The organism is Candidatus Pristimantibacillus lignocellulolyticus (assembly GCA_023639215.1).
GTDB classification, from domain to species: Bacteria; Bacillota; Bacilli; order Paenibacillales; family Paenibacillaceae; genus Pristimantibacillus; species Pristimantibacillus lignocellulolyticus.
Genome location: CP097899.1, coordinates 2,188,700 through 2,210,660 on the forward strand (window position 1 = coordinate 2,188,700; position 21,961 = coordinate 2,210,660).

Here is a 21,961-nt window from a genome sequence, read left to right on the forward strand (position 1 = left end):
ATATATTCCATTACGCATAAGAGTCGGAGGAAGACAATGAATTTTAATGATATTATTAAGCAAAGTGTAATAACACTGGAGAATTTCCGAGCGGTATCTTATTTTGATATGGTATTAGGATTATTAATTTCATTTTTATTAGGTATGTTTATATACGCGATATATCGTAAATCTTTCCGCGGTGTCGTATATAGTTACAATTACAATGTATCATTCGTACTTATGACGATGATTACTGCACTTATTATTATGACGATTAGTACGAATATTGTATTATCATTAGGTATGGTTGGTGCACTAAGTATTGTTCGTTTCCGGACAGCAGTGAAAGATCCGCTTGATATCGTCTATATGTTCTGGGCGATCTCCGTCGGGATTGCTGTAGGTGCGAAAATATATCCGTTAGCGATTGGTGGATCATTAATTATCGGTCTTGTTATTTATTGGTTAAGCAAAAAGAAAATTCGTGAGGAAGCTTATCTATTAATTATTCGTCATTCTGAGGAAGCGACTTCTGAATTACGTATAGAAATGAGAAAGTTAAGTGGTAAGCTAAAGTCCAAAACAATACGTAAAGGCTATACCGAAGTCACTTATGAAATAAAGTTGAAGGACGATAACACATCATTTTTACAGGCAATTTCTGAAATTGAAGGTGTATCAGACGCTTCATTAGTGAACTATACAGGTGACTACGCTCAATAAAATAAGACTACTGAAACATTTCGACTTGCTAAAATTGAACTTGAACTTATATAAAAACTGTTTTGTGCAGCTCTAATCAGACGTGCGCAAAACGGTTTTTTATTATTAATTTACACAGATAAGACCATTGTATCGTTAATATCATATATAATAGACATATAACAAATGACAACAACGAACGGGGGAGCAATATGAAATTAATAGTTTCGGACATGGATGGTACATTGTTAAATCAAACTTGGCGCATTAGTGAGGAAAATAAACAGGCTATTTTAGAGGCGCAAAAGCAAGGTATTGAATTTGTAATAGCGACAGGAAGACCATACACTAATGTAACTGCCATTCTAGAAGAAGCGGGAATTTCTTGTCCTGTTATTAGTTTAAATGGAGCGGAAACTCGTGATGTAGAAGGTAATCTATTAGCTAGTCAGCCATTGTCAAAAGAACAAGTACGTATTGTTCATAATATATTATTAGAGGAAGATATGTATTATGAACTTATGACAAACAAAGGTGCATTTAGTCCGAGTGAAGATCGATGTAGAGCAATTTCCAGATACATCGCTTTACGTGAACTTCCAGATCTATCAGAAGAAGAACGTGAGAAGTTTGTGAATTCGATGTTCGATGAACGAGTTCGCAATGAAAATTGTAAATTTGTAGATTCATTTGAACCATTACTTGAAGATGATGATATTGTTATCTTGAAAATGTTTGCCTTAACAACGTATGAGGATCGACTGGTTAAAGCAGATGCTAGATTACGTAAATTAGATGGTCTAGCGATTACAAGTTCTGGTCATGAAAATTTAGAAGTGAATAATTTGAATGGTCATAAAGGCTATGCAGTATTACAGTATGCGAAGAGCAAAGGAATTGATGCATCCGAGATTATGGCAATGGGTGATAGCTATAATGATCTCACGATGTTAACATCAGTTGGTAGAGGCGTCGCAATGGCTAATGCTTCAGAACATATTCGTAATCAAGTTGCATTTACAACAAAGCGTAATACAGAATCAGGCGTTGCTCACGCTATCTATGAAATGCTAGCTAGTCGAGTACAAAATGTATAATTTGCTATTATAAATGATTAATTATTAAACATTAATTAAGATATAACAAAGGGTCAATCAGCATCTGCTGATTGACCCTTTTGTATGAGGAAATATAAGTTGTAACTATGGTACTTATTGGTCATCCGCACATTACTGTGAGGTATTCAAGAGAAATAGCGTACTAATGCCATTGCTATAACTCCAATTAGTACAGTTAGAGATAAGCTCCTGCTCCATATAGCTACAATAACAGTAGGGAGTAAGGCGTAAATGAAGGGTAGGTCAATGGAAATAGCAGAAATGCCAGTTCCATCAACTATCCATACATGCTCCACAATTAATGCCGTTAATATACATATCGGAATGTAACTTAACCATTTCATTATCACTTCGGGAAGTTCAACTTTTTTCACCAAAATAAATGGTACGATGCGCGGTATCCAAGTGACAATGGCACATCCAATAACAATCCATAAAAATGTTGTACTCATCGTTCAGTCAACACTCCGATCGTTGCCGCTAAAATTGTAGCGATAATAACCGCTAGATGTGAGGGAAGAAATAGCATCAGTATAAACATAAAAATAATAGTGTACCCAACAACGAATAACATAGGTTTCAACTTGGAAGATGCAACTTGCTGTAGTTGTAATATAAGCAATGCTACAAACATTGCAATTAATGCGAAATCTAGCCCCAATATTTCAGGATTACTAATCCATTGTCCTAAGCATGCTCCAACAACGCTGGAAATGATCCAACATAAATAAGCAGTAATATTAAGTCCGTCCATCCAGCTGGCTTGCATACGTTGTTGCCCCATCAGCTTTGTTGAAGCAACACCAAATGTTTCATCGGTTAATAAAGTACCGATTCCTATATTGCGCCATATAGAATACGACTTGAAAGCCGGAGCAACTGTTAGTCCCATAAGAAAATGTCGCAAATTTACAATGAATGTAGTAAAAATAACTACAGATAGCGGCGTATGTGCGACTAATAACGCGCAAATAATAAATTGCGCCGATCCAGCATATACGAATATGGAAAGTAACATAATTTCGAGTATCGAAAGATTTGATGCAGAACCGACAATACCGAAAGCTCCACCAATTCCGATATATCCAAGTAAAGTAGGTACGCAATCTTTAACACCTTGCCAAAACAACTGTTTCTCGGAAGGTGGATTTAGTGTTGTTTCATTAATCATAATTTGTTCAATGTTCCTTTACAAGTTGTTATAAATTATATTGTAATGAATTATGATAATACCGTCTATGCATTGTTATCTTGCGGTACGGGTCTTGTTGTTGAGAAAATAGCTAGTCCAAGTGCGATTGCCATCACAAAACAAGCAGCCCAACTGTTCGTCGTTACATCATCTGTGAAATCAATAAGAAAACCACCTAATGCAGAACCACCAGCAATTCCGAATTGTAATGCGGAGTTATGAATACTTTGCTGAATATCTCCTGTTTTTGGGCTCGTTTGAATTAGATAAGCTTGTTGTGGTGGTGATACTGCCCAAGACATAATTCCCCATATAATAAGTAATGGGATAAAAAGATAGAAGTTGTCACGCGTCAATGATATCAGCAATAATGTCACTAGAAATGTCGCAACAATCGTTACTACAGCCCGTCGTGGATTGATTTTATCAGATAATATGCCGCCTAAAAATCCACCAGCAATTGCAGAGAAACCGAACACGAAGTAGATCATACTAACCTGACTTGCATTCAATCCGTAGTATTGCTGAACGTAAGGAGTTAAGTATGCATAGAACAAGTAGTGACCGCCAATCGCAAACATCATCATCAGATGTCCGGATGCAATTTTGATCTGTTTAATGGCTAGGAATTGTTCGCGAATCGTAATAACTTTACCGCCAGGTACTTTCTCAATAAATAAAACAATAATAAAGAAGGCTATAACCGTTAAAATGGAAGCGATTAGAAAGATAATACGCCAACTCCAAAAATCACTTATTAAAACACCAACGGGAATACCTATAACGATGGATGAACTAATTCCCATTGATACAAAACCAATAGCTCTAGCTCGATAGTTCTCGGATACAACTTTAATTGATAATGTCAACGCTAGTACGATGACGAGTGAGCCAGATGCGGCATTAACAATGCGAGCAATAAGTAATATGAAGTAATTTGGCGCGAGAAAGGCAATCATTGTCCCAACAAAGAATATAGTTAACGAGATTAATAATAACTTTTTACGCTCGATTTTAGATGTTGCTGATAATAATAATGGACCTGCAATAGCAAATACAAGTGAAAAAACTGTAATAAGTAAGCCAGCGGAGGAAATACTAACATTTAGATCTTCTGAGATCTGAGGAAGAATACCTCCAATTATTAGTTCAACTAATCCAACTACAAAAGCTGCAATCGTTAGTGCGATAACCTTGATGTTCATGTAATACTCATTCCTTTTCATAATGCTGTTATAATTAAGGTTCTTCTCATGTTCCTTGTATATTATAGGCAATAACCTCAACTCACAAAAGGACATATGTCCTAATTTACTGTGGCAATTAATTTTATATTTTGAAGTTGAGTAAATCGTAACGATTATAAAGCAATGAAAGTTTTTGGAGGTAATACGTATGACTCATGATGAAGAACAATTACAAATTAAACAATGGCTAACTAACAATGATATAGTGGAGCTATTTCATGAAACAACTTTTGCACAGATGAGCTTGAGACAACTTCAGCCCGGTGAGTTGCTAGTTGAAAATGGAGATCAGGTGCAACATTTATATATTCAAGTTGAAGGTAAATTAAAAATATCGACAGCTTTGCCTAATGGACGCACATTGTTATTACGTTTTTGCCAACCGATCTCATTGATTGGTGATATAGAACTTATTAATGGAGAACAAGCAAAGGTATTTGTTGAAGCAATTAATACTTCGACGGTTATCGCCATCCCATACCGAGCACTTCAAGAGTATGAATTGAAGCATGCCCAATTTCTAAGATATTTACTAGATCACGTTTCTCATAAATTAAATAGTATTTCGTTATCGGCAAGTGTGAATGTACTTACTTCAGTAGAAAATCGTTTTGCAAGTTATTTGATTTCTATTGCACAAAATACAGAACATTTAAAGTTCAAACGCGGTGAATTAGAAACGACGAAACTAACTGAAATTGCTGAATTATTAGGAACAAGTTATCGACATTTGAATCGAGTTATTAAAAAGTTCGTTGATCAAAAATTAATTCAAAAAAATTATAATGGCATCGTCATTATCGATATGGAAGGTTTACAAAAATTAAGTAACGGAAGTCTATATCAATAGCTACTTATTCAATGAAATAGCTATTAATATTGCCTGATTTATGTGCTAAACTAATTAGAAGTTATAGTAAAGGGTAACGCTTTAATAATCACTTCCAAATAATGAGGAAGAAGTAGCTATTGCAATTCCGTTTAAATGTAACTATAATAATTACATTGAGGTGAGACAAATGGTAAATCATCGTATGTCTGTCGCAATCCATGTGATGACTCTCATTGCTCTTACGGAGCAAAAGGAATTACTGACATCCGAATGGATTGCTGGTAGTGTCAATACGAATCCAGTTGTCATTAGGAGAATTACATCCTCCCTTAAGAAGGCAGGTCTGTTGCGTTCCGGTCGAGGAACGAAGGGAATGTCTCTAACAAAAGCTGTAAATGATATTACGCTCTACGAAATCTATGCTGCGGTAACACCTGATCATGAATTATTTGCTATTCATAAGGATACCAATATAGATTGTCGTGTTGGACGTAAGATCGAGAGTAGCTTGGGTGAAGTCTATGCAGATTTGGGAAAAAAGCTTGAGGATGAATTATCGAAAGTGACATTGGGAATGATAACAGATCGAATCTAGTGAAAGCTGGACGATCTTTTTTTCTCGCATTAAATGTAACAATTACAGTTACTAATCATCCGTAAATCAGGCTATGCTTTCGACGTATTTTTTATTTTCAAGAAGTAACTCAAGTAGTTAATAAAAAAAGGTAATGCTTACGTAGCAACTTTTATGAACAAGAAGTTGTTATAGGAAGCACCTAAAAGTCTTAGGAGGAATTATAATGAAAATCGCAGTTATTGGAGCAAGTGGTAAAGCAGGGTCTAACATCGTGGAGGAAGCTTTAAGTCGTGGGCATGAAGTTACTGCAATCGTGCGTGATGCATCAAAAGTAAACAATAGTAAAGTAAACGTTATCGAAAAGGATATTCAAGCACTTACGACTGAAGATATTAAAGGTTTTGATGCGGTAGTTAATGCATTTGGTGCGCCATTTGGTTCAGAGCAGTTACATGTAGAACTTGGCCAACATCTAATTGAATTATTCCAAGGCGTATCAACTCGTCTAATTGTTGTAGGTGGTGCTGGAAGCTTGTATGTTGATCCTGAATTAACACTAAAAGTAATGGATACAGCTGATTTCCCTGAAATGTTCTATGCAACAGCAAGCAATCAAGGACGCAACTTAGAAGATCTGAAAGCCTCAAGCATTAACTGGACATTTTTAAGCCCTGGTGGTTTCTTCGATCCTGAAGGTAAACGTAGCGGTAGTTATAAAGTTGGTGGTGATCAGCTAATTCTGAATGATCAACAAGAAAGCTACATTAGCTATAGTGATTATGCTATTGCAATCGTTGATGAAATCGACAATGCTAACCATGTGAAAGCTCGCTTTAGCGTTGTTGGACCTCATTAATTAATATATATAGAGACCCATATTCAAATAAAACAATGGCCCTACTACGAAATGCGCAATGCATAAGTAGTGGGGCTATTGTTTTTGGTTCTGTAAATTCAAGAAGATATTTTGAGAATGTTGAAATATGTTATAATTTCGTCTATGAGTTCATCGTTTGTCTAATATATTACAAGAGTTTTGAGTTGAAATCCCTAGGGAACATCAAGCGTTTTATAAAAAAAGATTTGAAATATTATGAGTTTGGAGATACATTTCCAAGCTCATTTTTAATTTAATTAATAAATTTGCTATAACTAGTTTTGTTCATAATTGTGTTATATGGACTTTGTGACTAGGAATAACCTTCTATGTATCTTTCTTTACTTTATAACCTCATTATTATTTGTCGATTTAACTTTCGAATTAATAGTTTTAATGTCGACAGTTGTAAAAACTAGTAGAAAAGATCTATTAATCTAGTTGATGTAAAATGATTTATTAGGTAAATTATATATATTGTTGTAAAAATATCAATTTGTTTCCTTTGATCATGATTTACTATATTGATAATTATGATAGATTGCAAATTGTATATCATCTTGGGAGGAAAGTAATGAGGATTAAACCATTAGTAGCAAGTCTAATCATTCTAGCAATGCTGGCGCCGTTTCACTATGCTGATGCAGCGGATGTTGTGAAACAAAAAAAAGAATATACATATGAGATGGTGAAAAGAGATCTTATCGCGCTAGAGAAGAGTTACCCTGATCTTGTTGAACTGAAAACGATAGGGAAGACTGAGTATGGTAGAGAGATTTATGCGATATCGGTTGGAAAAGGCACACCAACAGCATTTGTTAATGCTTCTCATCATGCTAGAGAGCATTTCACAACTGCTATAGTGATGAATCAGATTCAAGATTTACTTACTCGTTCTGAGACAGAAGATAAAGTAAACACATTACTTGATCACGTCACGCTATGGTTTGTATCTATGGTGAATGCAGATGGAGTTACACTTGTTCAACAAGGTGTATCGGCATTCCCAGAAGCAGATAGAAAAGCGATACTTGCGATGAATGATGGGAAAACGGACTTTTCCAGATGGAAAGCTAATGCAAAGGGCATTGATCTTAATAGACAGTATCCGGCAGATTGGGCAAACATCAAGTCTAATCCCGGTAAAAAGTATTATGCAAACTATAAGGGAAGCTCACCATTACAAACAAAAGAAAATCAAGCAATTATGACTTTTACATACGAAATCAATCCTCAAATGACGATGTCCTATCATTCTTCTGGACAAGTGATCTACTGGAATTTTCATAATGACGAGAGCGTCATTGCTAGAGATACAAAATTAGCTAGACAATTAGCACAAATAACAGGATATAAATTAATGACGCCGACAACGAATCCCTCCGGAGGCGGATATTCAGATTGGTTTATTCAAACATTCAAACGTCCTGCTTATACGCCTGAACTAGCAACAAGTAGTGGCGAAAGACCTGTAAAATTGAATCAGTTTGCCGAAGAGTGGAAGCGTAACAAAGAAGTTCCAATATGGTTAGCCGAAAATGCTTATATATTATGGAGAGATGAAGTTCAAAGCAAATTAATAGAAGAAGAAGTAGAAATCACGTTAACAGAGAAAACAAAAATCTATCATTCAATGAATAAGAGTGACTCTGCTTATTCAACAATTTCACCAACAACGATTAAATCTACTGCTCATTGGGATAAATGGTATCTTGTTGAGACATGGTTAGGTGAAAAATACATCTATGTAGCTGATGCAGAAATTGTAACTCCAGTAAAGACGGTGAACATTACGAAATCTACTAAGATGCATGCAATTCCTTATGAAAATTCAAATGTGAAAGGTTACTTATCTCCACAAACTATCAAAGTGATTACACAAACAGGGAACTGGTCAAAAGTAAACACATGGCTAGGAGAAGTATGGATACAAGTTAAGTAATCGACAGTAGTAATAGTTAAGCAAAACAAAGGGATTTCATTATAAAATCCCTTTGTTTTGTATTATTAACATTTACATAATGAGATAAAAGTATTATAGTTAGTTAGGCTAACTAACTATAATATAATTGAAGATGATTCACACAATGAACGTAGTAAGTTAGAGACTAGCAATTATTGGAGGTGTATTCATTTGAAACAAAGTTTAATGTCTAATCTTCGTTTAGTTTCTCGTTTGTACATTAATGGTTTGACTGAGTTGTTAATTCCATATAATTTTACTCCACTTCAATGGGCACTATTACGCTATCTTGTAGAGAATGGGGAGTCCACCTATTCGGATGTAGCTACAAAATGGCAAATGGAAAATCCAACGATTACTCCAGTCGCTCACAATCTTGTTAAGCGTCAACTAATCGAAATTCAAACAGGATTAGATAAGCGTCAAAAATTAATGGTGGTTACTCCGCTGGGGCAAGAGCAATACGATAATATTCAACGTACAATTTATCCGTATCTTGAAGAAGTTTTTGAAGGAATAGATGAACAGCAACAACTAGTTTTAGAAGAAGTATTTGAAAATATGTATAAAAACATGACGAGAAGGGGTTAAGAAGTGGAGAAAGAGAAATTATGGACGAAACAGTTCATGATTGTATCGTTAATCAATTTTTTGGTTGTCTTAATGTTTTATTTGTTAATGGTAACAATCGCGTCCTATGCAAAAATAGAATACAACGCTTCAACAAGTACAGCAGGCCTTGTATCTAGTATATTTATTATTGGCTCATTGATTGGTCGATTATTTTCTGGCCGATTAATTGTCTCATTAGGATCAAAGAAAATTTTGTGGATAGGAATTATTTCGTTCCTTGGCACATCATGTCTATACTTTATTCATATAGGTATTGGTTTCTTAATGATCACACGCCTACTACAAGGTATTGCAGTTGGTATAGTAGGAACGGCATCAGGTACAGTAATTGCTCAAATTGTTCCTCGATCCCGTAAAGGTGAAGGGATTGGTTACTATAGTTTAAGTGCAATTCTTGCTACAGCAATTGGCCCATTGATCGGGATTTGGTTACTGAAGTTAGATAGCGGATTTACTTGGATGTTTGCCCTTAACGTTATCGTTTCAGTTATTTCAATAGTCATCATTATAATTTCGAAACTTGAGGTACCCGTTATTAAATTAACAAAAGGAACAAGTCATGGATCCACATCTTTTGTATCTAAATTTCTTGAGATGCGTGCAGTTCCGATTTCTTTTGTTGCTTTATTAGTTGGTTTCTCTTATTCAGGCGTGATGTCATTTCTTTCATTCTATGCGGAAGATATTAATTTGGTAGAAGCATCGGGTTACTTTTTCTTAGTATATGCACTTATTGTTATCTTCTCTAGACCAATCACGGGTAAAATTTTTGATGCTCGTGGAGCTAATATTATTGTATATCCATGTCTTGTATTATTTGCACTCGGAATGATCTTATTCAGTCAAGCAACAGTAGGGTGGGTACTTCTTGTTTCTGCAGTACTCATTGGGGTTGGATATGGTAATTTTAACTCGGTTGCTCAAGCCGTTGCAGTAAAAGTTACACCTAGTCATCGCGTAGGGTTAGCAACTTCAACCTATTTTATTTTGTATGATCTAGGTCTTGGCTTGGGACCATATATTTTAGGTTTCATCGTGCCATCAAGTGGATATCGTACAATCTTCTTGTCGATGGCTGTGCTTATTGTTATTTGTATACCGATCTATTACATCTTACACGGTCGTAAAGACAAATTTTTATTGCGTTAAAAATCATCGAAATTTTCGCTGGAAAGCAAGAAACAATCGTGGTATGATAAAAAGCCTGCTGTATGTATGTGGATGAATATCACATATGCACAAAGCAGGCTTTTGTTATCCCCGTAACCCACAGCTTACTCACATATTCACCTCTTAATAAGCCAAAAAAACATTATCCACATGTGTACAACTGAAAAAAGTAGTTATAACGCTGTGGATACTGAAAGCGTTTAATTATTTTGTGAATAACTCTAGGAATATATCGCTAATCCATAGTAAGATCATAGATATACCATCATCTATATGGAGGAATAAAGCTATGATATTAGAAAAAGGTCAGAAACTATTATTTATTGGTGATTCCATTACAGATTGTGATCGTTCAAAGCCTGAAGGTGAAGGTTTATTCCATGCGATAGGTCGCGGATATGTATCACTTGTGGATGGATTACTTCAGTCAACTTATCCAGAACTCGGGATAAGAGTTGTGAATAAAGGAACTAGTGGTAATACTGTTAGGGATTTGAAAGCACGATGGCAAGAAGATGTTATATTGCAAAAACCAGACTGGTTATCGATCATGATCGGTATTAATGATGTATGGAGACAATATGATACACCATTTATTACAGATTATCATGTCTATATTGATGAATACGAAGAAACATTACGTTCACTTATTATTGAAACAAAGCAAACGGTGCCGAATATCATTCTTATGACCCCTTTTTATATAGAACCGAATTTAAATGATGCGATGCGTGCAACAATGGATCAATATGGAGCTGTTGTTAAACGATTAGGTGTTGAACTATCGCTTCCTGTAGTAGATACGCAAGCAGCTTTTGAAGGAGTTCTTCAGCATTTATATCCAGCAACACTTGCATGGGATCGAGTACATCCAACCCCAGCCGGACATTTACTGTTGGCAAAGGCCTTCCTTAAAGAAGTCGGGTTTGTCTGGGACCGCTAAAGGGGTAGTTCAAAACGCAGACGTTGATAACGAAGTGATGTAACGTAGCTTATTCGACATCGAATATGAAGCGAACTTGGGAAGTCCGGTACGCATGTACCAATAACGTACATTTGCGTTTCCTCCTTCCGCAAGTAGCGCTCCATTTTCTTGGTTCTGACCGCCTACGTTTTGAACCTCTATTGGAAGGGAAGTTCAAAAAGCAGACTTATCCACAGTCGAATAATAATGAAAGAATCAAGTAATAAGCCTCTCGCGTTGTACATATCGCTTGAGGCTTATTTATTGTTGCTACCCTGTCAACAGCGATCTCATTCTATAACTAAGCATTTCGGAATAACATTAAAAGTGCAAGCTCGCTTCAAGTTCGATACTGAATAAGCTAGGTTAGCATAGTCAGTGTTATCAAAGTTCGCTCTTTGAACTACCAAGTTAAAATGAAAGTTCAAAAAGTGGGCTTTCAGAACCGAGAAGATGCCATGAAGCTAAGGAAGTGAAGCGCACAACGTACGTTATTGGTACGTGAGCACTGGAGCAACTGATGAATGGTAGCTTCGATGTCGAATATACGACAAAGCCAATCATCGTTATCAAAGTTCGCTTTTTGAACTACCAAGTTAAAATGAAAGTTCAAAAAGTGGGCTTTCAGAACCGAGAAGATGCCATGAAGCTAAGGAAGTGAAGCGCACAACGTACGTTATTGGTACGTGAGCACTGGAGCAACTGATGAATGGTAGCTTCGATGTCGAATATACGACAAAGCCAATCATCGTTATCAAAGTCCGCTTTTTGAACTACCTTGTATCATCTTATTACCCCAATACTCCATCGCCTCACACATATATTGTGCTAATCCTGCTCCGTAGCGGTCAATGTTATTAGTAAAACGTTCATCCATTACATACATTTGACCTAATCCGATAAAAGCATCATAGGAATACTTTCCGAAATTATTAAGCATATGGAACCATTCCGCTGTAAGTTGCTGAGTCTCTGGGCTATCCACAGCTGTTCCGATTCTACTCGCAAGCTTTTGATATAGTTGTTCCCATTGCTCGCTAATGTCTTGTTTTTGCTCAGGACTGAATGAATCCAGTTTCTTTTTACTTTGATCCACAGATTCATTACCCCATTTTTCTCTAGCTTCTTGCTCATAAGGGTTGTGATCCCATTGTAATCCTGCAAATTGTTCTTTCGCTGACATATCTCGTTCTCCTTTCAAATGAGCCATCGTGTGCTCAATGGTCGCAATCATTTTGTCATATTGACTACGTTTTACAATTAGACTTTTTCGTTGTAGCTCCAAAGCATCCAAGGTATCGAAGGTAGCGCTTTGGATCATTTCTTTAATATGCTTTAAGCTGAATCCTAGCTCTTTGAAAAACAATATATGCTGTAATGTTTGTAAATTATGAGGTGAGTACTGACGATAACCGGCAGCTGTAAGTTGATCAGGCTTCAACAATCCGATCTCGTCATAATGATGTAAAGTACGTATACTAATACCAACCAATTGAGATACTTCTTTAACGTTCATGATCTTCAGCTCCTTCGATAAGTTCACTATAAAGTATACCGTAACGTGAGGGTCAATCATAATTTAATAAAGAAGTTGGTTTTTGTACATAGAATATTAACATAGTTAATGATAAAATTAGGTATTATTTGGAAGAGGTGACTGGGATGTTATATATTGACCAACTCCATAAGAGCTATGGCCAACAAGAAGTTGTGAAAGGCATGTCATTACATATCGAAAAAGGAGAATCATACGGATTATTAGGTCCCAATGGGGCAGGGAAATCTACGACGATAAGTATGATTAGCGGGTTGTTAAAGCCAAGTAAAGGCAGTATTACGGTTGATGGTATTAATATGATCGATTCACCAAAGAAGGCACAACAGCTGCTGGGTGTAGTACCACAAGAAATTGCATTATATATGCCGATGACGGCTAAGGAAAACTTGATGTTCTGGGGTAGAATGTATGGATTGAAAGGTGAATTTTTGAAACAGCGTGTACAGGAAGTACTATCTATTATTGGATTAACTGATCGTGCCAATGATAAAGTAGGTACGTTCTCTGGTGGTATGAAACGCAGAGTTAACATTGGTGCAGCAATATTACATAATCCAAACCTACTTATTATGGATGAACCTACTGTTGGGATAGATCCTCAATCTCGCAATCATATTTTAGAAACGGTCAAAGCTTTGAATGAGCAAGGCATGACCATTATTTATACAAGTCATTACATGGAAGAAGTAGAGTTTCTATGTCATCGCATAGGTATTATGGATCAGGGTGAATTAATTGCTGAAGGTACAATTGAGCAATTACAGCAAGTAGTAGGTAATAAAACGTCACTTACGATTACGTTACAAGAACCGATTCAACAAATGGATCGGTTCATTCAATCGTTGGAACATATTTGTCCAGAGGAGAACTTCGCCGTTCAAGAGCACAAGTTAACCGCGATGAGTGCGGATGCGCAACGTATTATCGTTACAGTTTTACCGTTTCTTGCAGAGCAAGGCTTGTCAGTAACCGCTATTGATCTAGTTCAACCTAATCTAGAAAATGTATTTCTACATCTAACAAGGCGCAGTTTGCGCGATTAAGCTTTCGAAGTAACTTTTCATATCTAAAAAGTTAAGTCTTTGCTTTCGTAGCTACTTTTCATTCGCAAGAAGTTGTAATAAGGAGTTAATGAAAAGTTTTAGGAGGATTCAATATGCTAAGTATGTGGATTGTGCAGAAGGATTTACTTCTGCTCATACGCAATAAAAAGGCGCTTCTTACATTATTACTTATGCCCTTAATATTAATTGCCATATTAGGTTCCGCTTTCAGTAATATGTTTGCAAGTGATGAAGATGAAACAGTAGCCATGTTTCATATCGGGGTAGTGAATGAGGATGGCTCTGAACAGAGTAATCGATTCGTAGAAGATGTATTACAAAATCAATTGAGTAACTTTATGACAATTGAACAACTATCACGTGCAGAAATTAACGAAGCGATGGATAGTGAACGAATTAGCGTTACACTCCTTATTCCGAAAGGATTTGGCGATCAGCTAATAAATAATAATTTACCAGAGGTAGAGTTGATTTCTGCAGGGGATAGCAGTATTCAAACGTCTATTATAGAGAGTGCATTAATTCAATACCAACAAGTGAACGCTGGAGTTACTGCAACCGTTACTACATTGACGAATCATTACACAGAATTAGCACAAAGTGGTGAAGCGATTAATATGGAGAGGTATGATGCCAACTCCGAGATGATGACGTTAGCGGAGCCGATACATGAGGTTACCGTTTCTGGTACGGAGAAAACGATAGGATCATTCCAATATTACGCAGTAGCAATGGGTGTTATGTTTCTTACGATGACCGTTGTTACACTTGTAGGAACGATGATTGAGGAGAAAAATGATACCGTATATGCCCGTCAATTGACAACGAGATTAGTAGCAGGGCAGTATGTTATTGGTAAATTTATAGGTCTATTAATCATTAGCTTAGTTCAACTTAGTTTAATTGTAGGTGGTACGTCATTGCTCTATGGAGTCGATTGGGGTGACTCTATCGCTGCTATATTGTTAACGATGTTCAGCTTTACTTTAAGTACAACTGGTCTAGGAGTTCTCGTAGGTTCATTTATGAAAACTGAAGAGTCATTCGGTTCGATTGGTATGATAGGGACACAAATTATGTCTGCACTTGGTGGAAGTTTTGTACCAATCTACATGTTCCCTGATTGGATGGTGGCCATTTCTAAAGTGCTTCCTAATGCACTTGCGCTCCAAATGTTTATGGATATTATGACAGGTGAGGGCGTAGCAACGATAGCAAATGAAGCTATCATCGCCACTGGAGTAGGATTGCTATTACTTGCGCTGGCATGGATGCGTCTAGCTCGTAAAGGGGGCATCGCATAACATGAATAAGTGGATATATATTGTTATTTTTCGTATGCGTTATATGTTAAAGTCTCCAGCGAATATTGTTCTTTTATTTATTATGCCAATTGCATTCAGTCTCATTTATGGAAATTTGAATTTTGGTGAAGGTAGTACAGCCCCGCCGAAAGTAGCTATTGTCGTTGCGCAGAATGAATTAGGGCAGGAAACAGCGAAGTTATTATCGCTTAATCCGCAATATGATTGGGTAGTAACCCAGTTTGAAGAAGCTAGAGAACTTGTTGCAGAGCAGCAAGTAATCGCTGCGGTCATTGTTCCAGACGATTTGACTGTGCGATTAAGTGAGGGGAATGCCCTTTTTGATGTTATTGTTAATAAGAAGGTAGAGCAATATATTGCTTTAGCTAATATTGTTAGTAGTACGTCGAATAACTTGTACAATCTAAATGGAATATTGCAAGAAATTGATGAAACAGCATTAATAGAAGCTATTAGGACGATGAATAACCAGCACATAGTACAGGTGAATGAAGTCACATATGGACAATATGTTGCAGAGCAGAGTAGTGGTGGGAAAGAGGCGGCTAGCCTAACGTTAACTGAAGAGTCATTATCGATGAATGCGACGCTTGCTATTGGTTTCTCGATTATGTTTATGATGTTTGCATTATCAGGTTCAGCAGCGATCATTCATAATGAACGGAGAGACTACACTTGGCAACGTTTGACGACAACTCCAGCTACTGGTGGAAGTATTGTCGGAGGTTACATTACATCATTCTGGCTTATAGGATGGTTGCAATTCGCAATTATTATGATATTTATGTCAATCGTCTTTGGCACAAGTTGGGGTAATCTAATATTATTAATACCATTCGTGTCTATAATGATATTAACTATCGTTGCGTATAGTATGATGATGGCAACTGTGGTACGTTCCAAGAAACAAGCGGATGCTGTTAATTCAATTATTATCGTGAGCACATGTATGCTCGGTGGAGTATATTGGCCAGTCGAGATCATGCCTCAATTCATGCAATTTATCGCTAATTTTATACCACAATATTGGATGATCCAAGGATTAGAGAATATTATGCTTGATCAAACTAGCGGGTTAACTAGTTGGCAACCGTGGGCTGTACTATGTGGAATAAGTGGCGCATTTCTTGCTATCGCCATTAGGCAACTTACAAAGGAGCAAAGAGTTTAGATGAAGTTAATGATTGTAGAAGATGATCGGACGATAGCAGCAGGTTTGCAATATTCGTTAGAGCAGGAGCAATATGAAGTCGTAATCTGCCATGATGCTACTTCCGCTAAGCAAATGATAGAGGAGCAGTATCAGCAATTAGAGTTATATATTTTCGATCTTAATCTACCCGATGGCTCAGGCTACGACCTTTGCAAATTAGTGAAGAGTTTACATGATGCACCTGTTATTTTCCTATCTGCTATCGATGAAGAAGTGAATATTGTGATGGGATTAGATATGGGGGCGGATGACTATATTACGAAGCCATTCCGAGTACGTGAATTATTGTCTCGTATGAAATCTGTTATGCGAAGATATCAAGTGCAAGCCCCAGCTCGAAATATGACTACACTACAAAATATTACGATTAATACAGCTGAAGCGAAAGTTTATAAGAATGAGCAAGAACTTGTACTTACGGCACTTGAATATCGTTTATTGCTTATTTTCGCTAATCATCCGAATCAAATCTTATCACGATCACAGTTACTGGAGCAGATATGGGATGTAGCGGGAGACTTCGTAAACGATAATACGTTAACCGTATATATTAAGCGATTGCGAGAGAAATTAGAAGATGATGCAGCCGATCCAAAGTTAATCGTTACTATTCGTGGGCTCGGGTATAAGTGCATTGTAGATTAAATGGTATAGATCTTGCTTACGAAGTAACATTTAGTCTCCGATAAATTCGCTATAGATTAATTGTTTTAGATCATGCTTACGAAGTAACTTTTGATTTTCGAAAAACAATCGTAAATCAAAAGTTTTAGGATATGCTTACGAAGTCAATAATTATTTACGTAAAGACATCGTAAATAATTAGTTTAGGAGAATACAATGTTAAGGAACAAGGAATTTTCGATATTTATTATGGGGTCTATTGTAGCGACCCTAATTCTGTTAGCTATTGCCTACATCATTTCATGGGAAGCATTCATTATGGTTGCATCAACTGCGATCATTCTTGGCATAATCTTTGTTATCTATACAAGATGGAGATACGGGGAAATTGAGAAGTTATCTTCTTTCTTACGTGAAATTAGTAGTGGTAATTATGGACTTGATGTTCGAAATAATCGTGAAGGTGAACTAAGTATTTTACGAAATGAAATATTTAAAGTGACGGAGCGACTCTCTCATAATAGTGAATTTCTAAAGAGGGATAAGATAAGAATGGCTGATGCCATTGCAGATATATCACATCAGTTGAAAACACCACTTACCTCGATGCAAGTTATGCTTGATCTATTAGACCAACCTACTTTGCCTAGAGATAAGCATGAAGAGTTTCTACGTAGTTTACAATTACAGCTAGAACGAATGGACTGGCTTATTACATCGCTATTGAAGTTATCTAAGCTAGATGCTGGTACGATTGATTTCAGCAGGGAGCAGGTGAAGGTAAGTTCATTGATCAAGCATGCAATGGAACCTATTGCTATTCCACTTGAATTGAAGGAACTTCAAGTAGAGTTACATGGTGATCTCGAGGCTGTTTTTCATGTAGATCGCAAATGGACAACAGAAGCGCTCATCAATATACTGAAAAATGCTGTGGAGCATACGCCAGCTAATGGTCGTATTGATATATCTATATTGGATACTTACTTGTATACAGAGGTTAGTATAGCCGATAGCGGCGTCGGTGTAGCGAAAGAGGATCTTCCGCATCTATTCAAACGATTCTATAAAGGTAAGCATTCAGGAGAATCGAGTATTGGCATTGGATTAGCTTTATCCTACAGCATTCTTCAAGCTCAGAATGGGATTATAGAAGTTCAGAATGGATCTCGAATCGGTACAGTTTTCACTTTAAAATGGTATAAAGTAGAGAAGTCAACATCGTAGCTAATCGTCTTGATTACAAATAGATGTATTGAACTAACTTACAATGAAGGTTCAAAACATTCGCTTGTCAGCACCAAGAAGATGCACTCTAGCAAAAACGAGTAGCACAGTGTACGTAATTGGTACACGAGCACACGCAGGCTTTTGATGGAGGGCATATTCGACGTCGAATATGCTACAGCTCGTTACATCGTGATCACAAGTGGATGTTTTGAACTACCTCTTAAAGTGACGATATTGTCACTTTAGAGTCACCATCCCGTCATATGGCTTATCTATACTACAGTTAACAACCATATTACGGAGGGTATTATAAATGGAAATTTTAAGAGTAGAGCATTTAGCGAAAGTATACGGCAAGGGCGAGCAAGCTGTACACGCACTAAATGATGTAAGCTTCTCAGTTAATAAAGGTGAGTTTGTTGCGATCATTGGACCCTCAGGTTCGGGTAAATCAACATTACTGCATATGCTTGGTGGTGTAGATAACCCATCTAAGGGGAAGGTATTCGTTGACAATACGGATATGTATGCACTTAATGAAACACAACTTGCAGTATTCAGGCGTCGTCAGATCGGCTTGATCTATCAATTTTACAACTTGATTCCCGTGTTAACTGTTGAGGAAAATATAACATTACCGCTTTTGCTAGATGGTCACAAAGTGAATAAGAAGGAACTACAAGATATTGTGAAAACACTGAATCTTGAAGAGCGTCTTGATCATTTGCCGAATCAATTATCTGGTGGACAACAGCAGCGTGTATCGATCGGTAGATCACTCATTAACCATCCGTCCATCATTCTTGCTGATGAGCCAACCGGTAACTTGGATAGTAAGAACAGTAAAGAAATTATGGATATGCTTATTTTATTCAATAAGCTATATAAGCAAACATTAATTGTTATTACACATGATGAGCGTATTGCATTGCAAGCAGATCGTATCATTACAATTGAAGATGGCTTGCTTGCTAAGGACGAGGTGATTCGTCCGTGAATATCGTCAATAAGCTAACGTTAAGACATATGAAGCAAAATAAACGTCGTACACTAGTTACGATTATTGGCGTTATTATTTCTGTAGCAATGATTACAGCAGTAATGACATTAGGTATTTCCTTTCAAGACTTATTGAAACGTCAAGTGATGGCTGAATCAGGTGAATGGCATACTCTGTATCATAATGCCAATTCCGAGCAGATAGATGTTATCGCTAATGATGAAGCAACGAAAACATTAATGCTTTCTCAAACGAAAGGTTTCGTTTCGCTTGAGGATATGGGATTAAAGGGAATGTACAATAAGCCATACATTACGGTGAGAGCTTACGATAATAATGGATTAAGTAAATTTCCGATATCAGTGGTGGAAGGTAGACTTCCACAAAATGAGAAAGAAATCGTAGTGCCACAGCATTATTTGACAGATGTAACAGGTGCCGAAATAGCTCCTGGTGATGAAATCGAGCTTTCGATCGGTACAAGATACCTTAAAGAAGGTACTTGGCCTAAAATGGAAGAGCGTTCGAACTTTGGGGATGACACCGCTGCTTATATGACAGACAGTAATACGTTAGATGAATATCTCGAAGTCAATGAGACCAATAAGTATACAGTAGTTGGCATTATAGAGAAGCCCGTATGGGAAAATTCATGGCAGCCAGGTTATACGTTCATTACTTATATTGATCAAAGCCTGTTAGCGGCAGATGAGACAGCTAATGTAAGTGTTATTACTAAAAAAGTTGAAAATAGTGTTTATACAAACACAGAGGCATTGGCAAGTGAATTGGGTTTGAAGTATAACGTCAATTATGAGTTGTTAAGATATGATTTTGTAAGTTCAAACAATGGATTTATTGCAGCGATGTATTCGTTAACTGTTATTATTATGGCGATTGTTATCGTCGGCTCAGTATCGCTAATCTATAATGCTTTCGGAATATCGGTTGCAGATCGCTCGCGCTATCTTGGCATGTTAGCGAGTGTTGGAGCTACACGTAGACAAAAGCGGAATTCAGTATTTTTCGAAGGATTTGTTATTAGTGTTATTAGTATTCCAATTGGATTGCTTGGGGGCTTATTAGGTCTTACGATTACATTCTGGTCTATTAATTCGATGGTCAAAGATCTATTCGGCGTATCTGAAACACTATTAGTAAGGGTCACACCTCTTACAATTATTGTTTCGGTAGCTATTTCATTGCTAACGATATTCTTATCGACGTGGTGGCCTGCGAAGCGTGCATCGAAAGTATCGGCTATTGATGCAATTCGTCAGACACAGGACGTTAAGCTTTCGAAGAAAAAGGTTAAGACATCAAAACTTGTACGTAAAATGTTTGGTATTGAAGCAGAAATTGCTCTTAAAAACTTAAAACGTAATAAGCGTAGATACCAGATTACCGTCTTTTCACTAGTCATTAGTATCATCTTATTTCTAACCGTTTCTTTCTTCACGAATACAATGACACAATCAATGGATATTAGTAATGATGGAATTAATTACGATATTGTAGTTGGAAGTCATAATAGTGATTCTACTGAAGTAATTGATACCGTTATTCAATTAGAAGATGTTACAGCATATAATTATTTACATTCAACGTATGTTCAAACAGATATACCGCTAGATCAGCTTCCACCGGCTGTAGTTAAGATGGTTGAACAAGATCCTACAATGCTAACAAATGGTAAGTACCGTTTCCACATTGATCTATATGCAATGTCAGATGAAGCGTTAACTAAGTATGCACAAGACAATAGAATGGATGTCGATGCACTTTTCGATGAATCGAAACGCAATGCGATATTGATGAATGTGAATAACTACTATTCGCAGTTAGAACAGAAAAAGATAAGTGATGTACCGATCTTGAATGGTAAAGGAACTACGCTAGATCTTAATACCCAAGTTGAAATTGAAGAGAAGTTAGAGAACGGGGAATCTGAATATCACTCAGAAGAAGTTGCACTTCCGTCACTTCATATTGCAGAAGTCACTTCCGAATACCCAATGGGTATTTTGAAAAGTAACGGCGGACCCAATTCACTAACTTTACTAGTATCTCAAGGGGTTATGCAACAATTAGTTGGAGATCAAGAAGGAACTTATATACGTCATGAAGTTTACTTATCTAGCTCTGATCCAAAAGAAACAGAGAAGCAGATCTCAGAACTAGACAATATGGATGGTTATTATATTAGCAACGTGTATGAAAGTAGACAGAGAGATCAACAGATGGTTGTATTAATCGGTGTATTCACTTATGGATTCATCGCATTAATAACATTAATCTCGATAGCTAATATATTGAATACCATATCGACGGGTATTCAATTGCGTAAGCGTGAATTTGCAATGCTTCGCTCGATGGGGATGACCAAGAAGGGCTTCTACCGAATGATTAATTATGAGAGCATTTTCTATGGATTGAAGTCATTGTTATACGGCTTACCGCTAAGTTTACTTGTCATGTATCTAATTTATAGAAGTATGAGCAACGCAATAGACTATAGCTTCCAGCTTCCGTGGGTAAGTATTGCTATAGCCATTATCGCAGTATTTATTATCGTAAGCCTATCGATGCTATATTCCGGATCGAAAGTGAAAAAGGGCAGCATCGTTGAAGCGATTAAACAAGAAAATATGTAGAGAAATAAGAATGATGGGTAGTAGTGAGGAGAAAAT

At 36.8% G+C, this 21,961-nt stretch carries 20 protein-coding genes; 16 read left to right on the top strand and 4 right to left on the bottom strand.

Features of this window, described 5'->3' with window-relative positions; all coding sequences use genetic code 11:
* The first annotated feature begins 36 nt into the window (after window positions 1-36).
* Together NAG76_09265 and NAG76_09270 are read left to right on the top strand one after the other, a co-directional pair.
* Window positions 37-705, top strand: a complete 669-nt coding sequence (locus NAG76_09265; protein URN96383.1) for a DUF4956 domain-containing protein — start codon at window positions 37-39, stop codon at window positions 703-705.
* 191 nt (window positions 706-896) lie between these two features.
* Entirely contained in the window at window positions 897-1,781 is an 885-nt protein-coding gene (locus NAG76_09270) for an HAD family hydrolase (protein ID URN96384.1), read from the top strand.
* 146 nt (window positions 1,782-1,927) lie between these two features.
* On the opposite strand, the gene NAG76_09275 is transcribed toward NAG76_09270, so the two are convergent.
* The 3 genes from NAG76_09275 to NAG76_09285 form a co-directional block, all read right to left on the bottom strand.
* Window positions 1,928-2,254, bottom strand: a complete 327-nt coding sequence (locus tag NAG76_09275) for an AzlD domain-containing protein (protein ID URN96385.1) — start codon at window positions 2,252-2,254, stop codon at window positions 1,928-1,930.
* The gene (locus NAG76_09280; protein ID URN96386.1) at window positions 2,251-2,973 is read right to left on the bottom strand and encodes an AzlC family ABC transporter permease; all 723 of its coding nucleotides are present in this window, start codon (window positions 2,971-2,973) and stop codon (window positions 2,251-2,253) included. Before NAG76_09280 ends, NAG76_09275 begins: the two co-directional genes overlap by 4 nt.
* A gap of 65 nt (window positions 2,974-3,038) precedes the next feature.
* Entirely contained in the window at window positions 3,039-4,199 is a 1,161-nt protein-coding gene (locus NAG76_09285; protein ID URN96387.1) for an MFS transporter, read from the bottom strand.
* Window positions 4,200-4,389: 190 nt separating this feature from the next.
* Between NAG76_09285 and NAG76_09290 the strand changes: the two genes are divergently transcribed.
* The 7 genes from NAG76_09290 to NAG76_09320 all read left to right on the top strand — a co-directional run bounded on the left by NAG76_09290 (window position 4,390) and on the right by NAG76_09320 (window position 11,236).
* Window positions 4,390-5,091: a cyclic nucleotide-binding domain-containing protein gene (locus NAG76_09290; protein ID URN96388.1), complete on the top strand. Its 702-nt coding sequence runs from the start codon at window positions 4,390-4,392 to the stop codon at window positions 5,089-5,091.
* Window positions 5,092-5,260: 169 nt separating this feature from the next.
* Window positions 5,261-5,668, top strand: a complete 408-nt coding sequence (locus NAG76_09295; GenBank protein ID URN96389.1) for an Rrf2 family transcriptional regulator — start codon at window positions 5,261-5,263, stop codon at window positions 5,666-5,668.
* A 205-nt stretch (window positions 5,669-5,873) separates the two neighbouring features.
* Window positions 5,874-6,506 carry an NAD(P)-dependent oxidoreductase gene (locus tag NAG76_09300; GenBank protein URN96390.1) on the top strand — a complete coding sequence of 211 codons (633 nt, stop codon included), beginning with the start codon at window positions 5,874-5,876 and terminating at the stop codon, window positions 6,504-6,506.
* A 595-nt stretch (window positions 6,507-7,101) separates the two neighbouring features.
* Window positions 7,102-8,469 (top strand): gamma-D-glutamyl-meso-diaminopimelate peptidase, encoded by a 1,368-nt coding sequence (locus tag NAG76_09305; GenBank protein ID URN96391.1) that lies wholly within the window; start codon window positions 7,102-7,104, stop codon window positions 8,467-8,469.
* Between the two features lie 192 nt (window positions 8,470-8,661).
* Window positions 8,662-9,081: a MarR family transcriptional regulator gene (locus NAG76_09310; GenBank protein URN96392.1), complete on the top strand. Its 420-nt coding sequence runs from the start codon at window positions 8,662-8,664 to the stop codon at window positions 9,079-9,081.
* Window positions 9,082-9,084: 3 nt separating this feature from the next.
* Complete coding sequence (locus NAG76_09315; protein ID URN96393.1) at window positions 9,085-10,272, top strand: MFS transporter; 1,188 nt, start codon at window positions 9,085-9,087, stop codon at window positions 10,270-10,272.
* 310 nt (window positions 10,273-10,582) lie between these two features.
* Window positions 10,583-11,236 (top strand): SGNH/GDSL hydrolase family protein, encoded by a 654-nt coding sequence (locus NAG76_09320; GenBank protein URN96394.1) that lies wholly within the window; start codon window positions 10,583-10,585, stop codon window positions 11,234-11,236.
* Window positions 11,237-12,011: 775 nt separating this feature from the next.
* Here the strand turns inward: NAG76_09320 and NAG76_09325 are convergent.
* Entirely contained in the window at window positions 12,012-12,773 is a 762-nt protein-coding gene (locus NAG76_09325) for a MerR family transcriptional regulator (protein ID URN96395.1), read from the bottom strand.
* A gap of 146 nt (window positions 12,774-12,919) precedes the next feature.
* Between NAG76_09325 and NAG76_09330 the strand changes: the two genes are divergently transcribed.
* The 7 genes from NAG76_09330 (at window position 12,920) to NAG76_09360 (ending at window position 21,925) form a co-directional block, all read left to right on the top strand.
* Entirely contained in the window at window positions 12,920-13,858 is a 939-nt protein-coding gene (locus NAG76_09330) for an ABC transporter ATP-binding protein (protein ID URN96396.1), read from the top strand.
* Between the two features lie 113 nt (window positions 13,859-13,971).
* Complete coding sequence (locus NAG76_09335) at window positions 13,972-15,183, top strand: ABC transporter permease (protein URN96397.1); 1,212 nt, start codon at window positions 13,972-13,974, stop codon at window positions 15,181-15,183.
* Between the two features lies 1 nt (window position 15,184).
* Entirely contained in the window at window positions 15,185-16,375 is a 1,191-nt protein-coding gene (locus tag NAG76_09340; protein ID URN96398.1) for an ABC transporter permease, read from the top strand.
* On the top strand, window positions 16,376-17,062 hold the full coding sequence (locus tag NAG76_09345; GenBank protein URN96399.1) for a response regulator transcription factor: 687 nt from the start codon (window positions 16,376-16,378) through the stop codon (window positions 17,060-17,062).
* A gap of 195 nt (window positions 17,063-17,257) precedes the next feature.
* The gene (locus NAG76_09350; GenBank protein ID URN96400.1) at window positions 17,258-18,268 is read left to right on the top strand and encodes a HAMP domain-containing histidine kinase; all 1,011 of its coding nucleotides are present in this window, start codon (window positions 17,258-17,260) and stop codon (window positions 18,266-18,268) included.
* Between the two features lie 316 nt (window positions 18,269-18,584).
* Window positions 18,585-19,268 (top strand): ABC transporter ATP-binding protein, encoded by a 684-nt coding sequence (locus NAG76_09355; protein URN96401.1) that lies wholly within the window; start codon window positions 18,585-18,587, stop codon window positions 19,266-19,268.
* The gene (locus NAG76_09360) at window positions 19,265-21,925 is read left to right on the top strand and encodes an ABC transporter permease (GenBank protein ID URN96402.1); all 2,661 of its coding nucleotides are present in this window, start codon (window positions 19,265-19,267) and stop codon (window positions 21,923-21,925) included. The genes NAG76_09355 and NAG76_09360 overlap by 4 nt, the downstream gene beginning before the upstream one ends.
* Window positions 21,926-21,961 lie beyond the last annotated feature (36 nt).

Bases quoted from the DNA above. Each gene is read 5' to 3' on its own strand.
- NAG76_09345 (URN96399.1), top strand. From the start codon at position 16,376: ATGAAGTTAATGATTGTAGAAGATGATCGGACGATAGCAGCAGGTTTG.
- NAG76_09295 (URN96389.1), top strand. From the start codon at position 5,261: ATGGTAAATCATCGTATGTCTGTCGCAATCCATGTGATGACTCTCATT.
- NAG76_09305 (URN96391.1), top strand. From the start codon at position 7,102: ATGAGGATTAAACCATTAGTAGCAAGTCTAATCATTCTAGCAATGCTG.
- NAG76_09275 (URN96385.1), bottom strand. From the start codon at position 2,254: ATGAGTACAACATTTTTATGGATTGTTATTGGATGTGCCATTGTCACT.
- NAG76_09340 (URN96398.1), top strand. From the start codon at position 15,185: ATGAATAAGTGGATATATATTGTTATTTTTCGTATGCGTTATATGTTA.
- NAG76_09325 (URN96395.1), bottom strand. From the start codon at position 12,773: ATGAACGTTAAAGAAGTATCTCAATTGGTTGGTATTAGTATACGTACT.
- NAG76_09265 (URN96383.1), top strand. From the start codon at position 37: ATGAATTTTAATGATATTATTAAGCAAAGTGTAATAACACTGGAGAAT.
- NAG76_09290 (URN96388.1), top strand. From the start codon at position 4,390: ATGACTCATGATGAAGAACAATTACAAATTAAACAATGGCTAACTAAC.
- NAG76_09330 (URN96396.1), top strand. From the start codon at position 12,920: ATGTTATATATTGACCAACTCCATAAGAGCTATGGCCAACAAGAAGTT.
- NAG76_09300 (URN96390.1), top strand. From the start codon at position 5,874: ATGAAAATCGCAGTTATTGGAGCAAGTGGTAAAGCAGGGTCTAACATC.
- NAG76_09280 (URN96386.1), bottom strand. From the start codon at position 2,973: ATGATTAATGAAACAACACTAAATCCACCTTCCGAGAAACAGTTGTTT.
- NAG76_09270 (URN96384.1), top strand. From the start codon at position 897: ATGAAATTAATAGTTTCGGACATGGATGGTACATTGTTAAATCAAACT.
- NAG76_09285 (URN96387.1), bottom strand. From the start codon at position 4,199: ATGAACATCAAGGTTATCGCACTAACGATTGCAGCTTTTGTAGTTGGA.
- NAG76_09355 (URN96401.1), top strand. From the start codon at position 18,585: ATGGAAATTTTAAGAGTAGAGCATTTAGCGAAAGTATACGGCAAGGGC.
- NAG76_09320 (URN96394.1), top strand. From the start codon at position 10,583: ATGATATTAGAAAAAGGTCAGAAACTATTATTTATTGGTGATTCCATT.
- NAG76_09335 (URN96397.1), top strand. From the start codon at position 13,972: ATGCTAAGTATGTGGATTGTGCAGAAGGATTTACTTCTGCTCATACGC.
- NAG76_09350 (URN96400.1), top strand. From the start codon at position 17,258: ATGTTAAGGAACAAGGAATTTTCGATATTTATTATGGGGTCTATTGTA.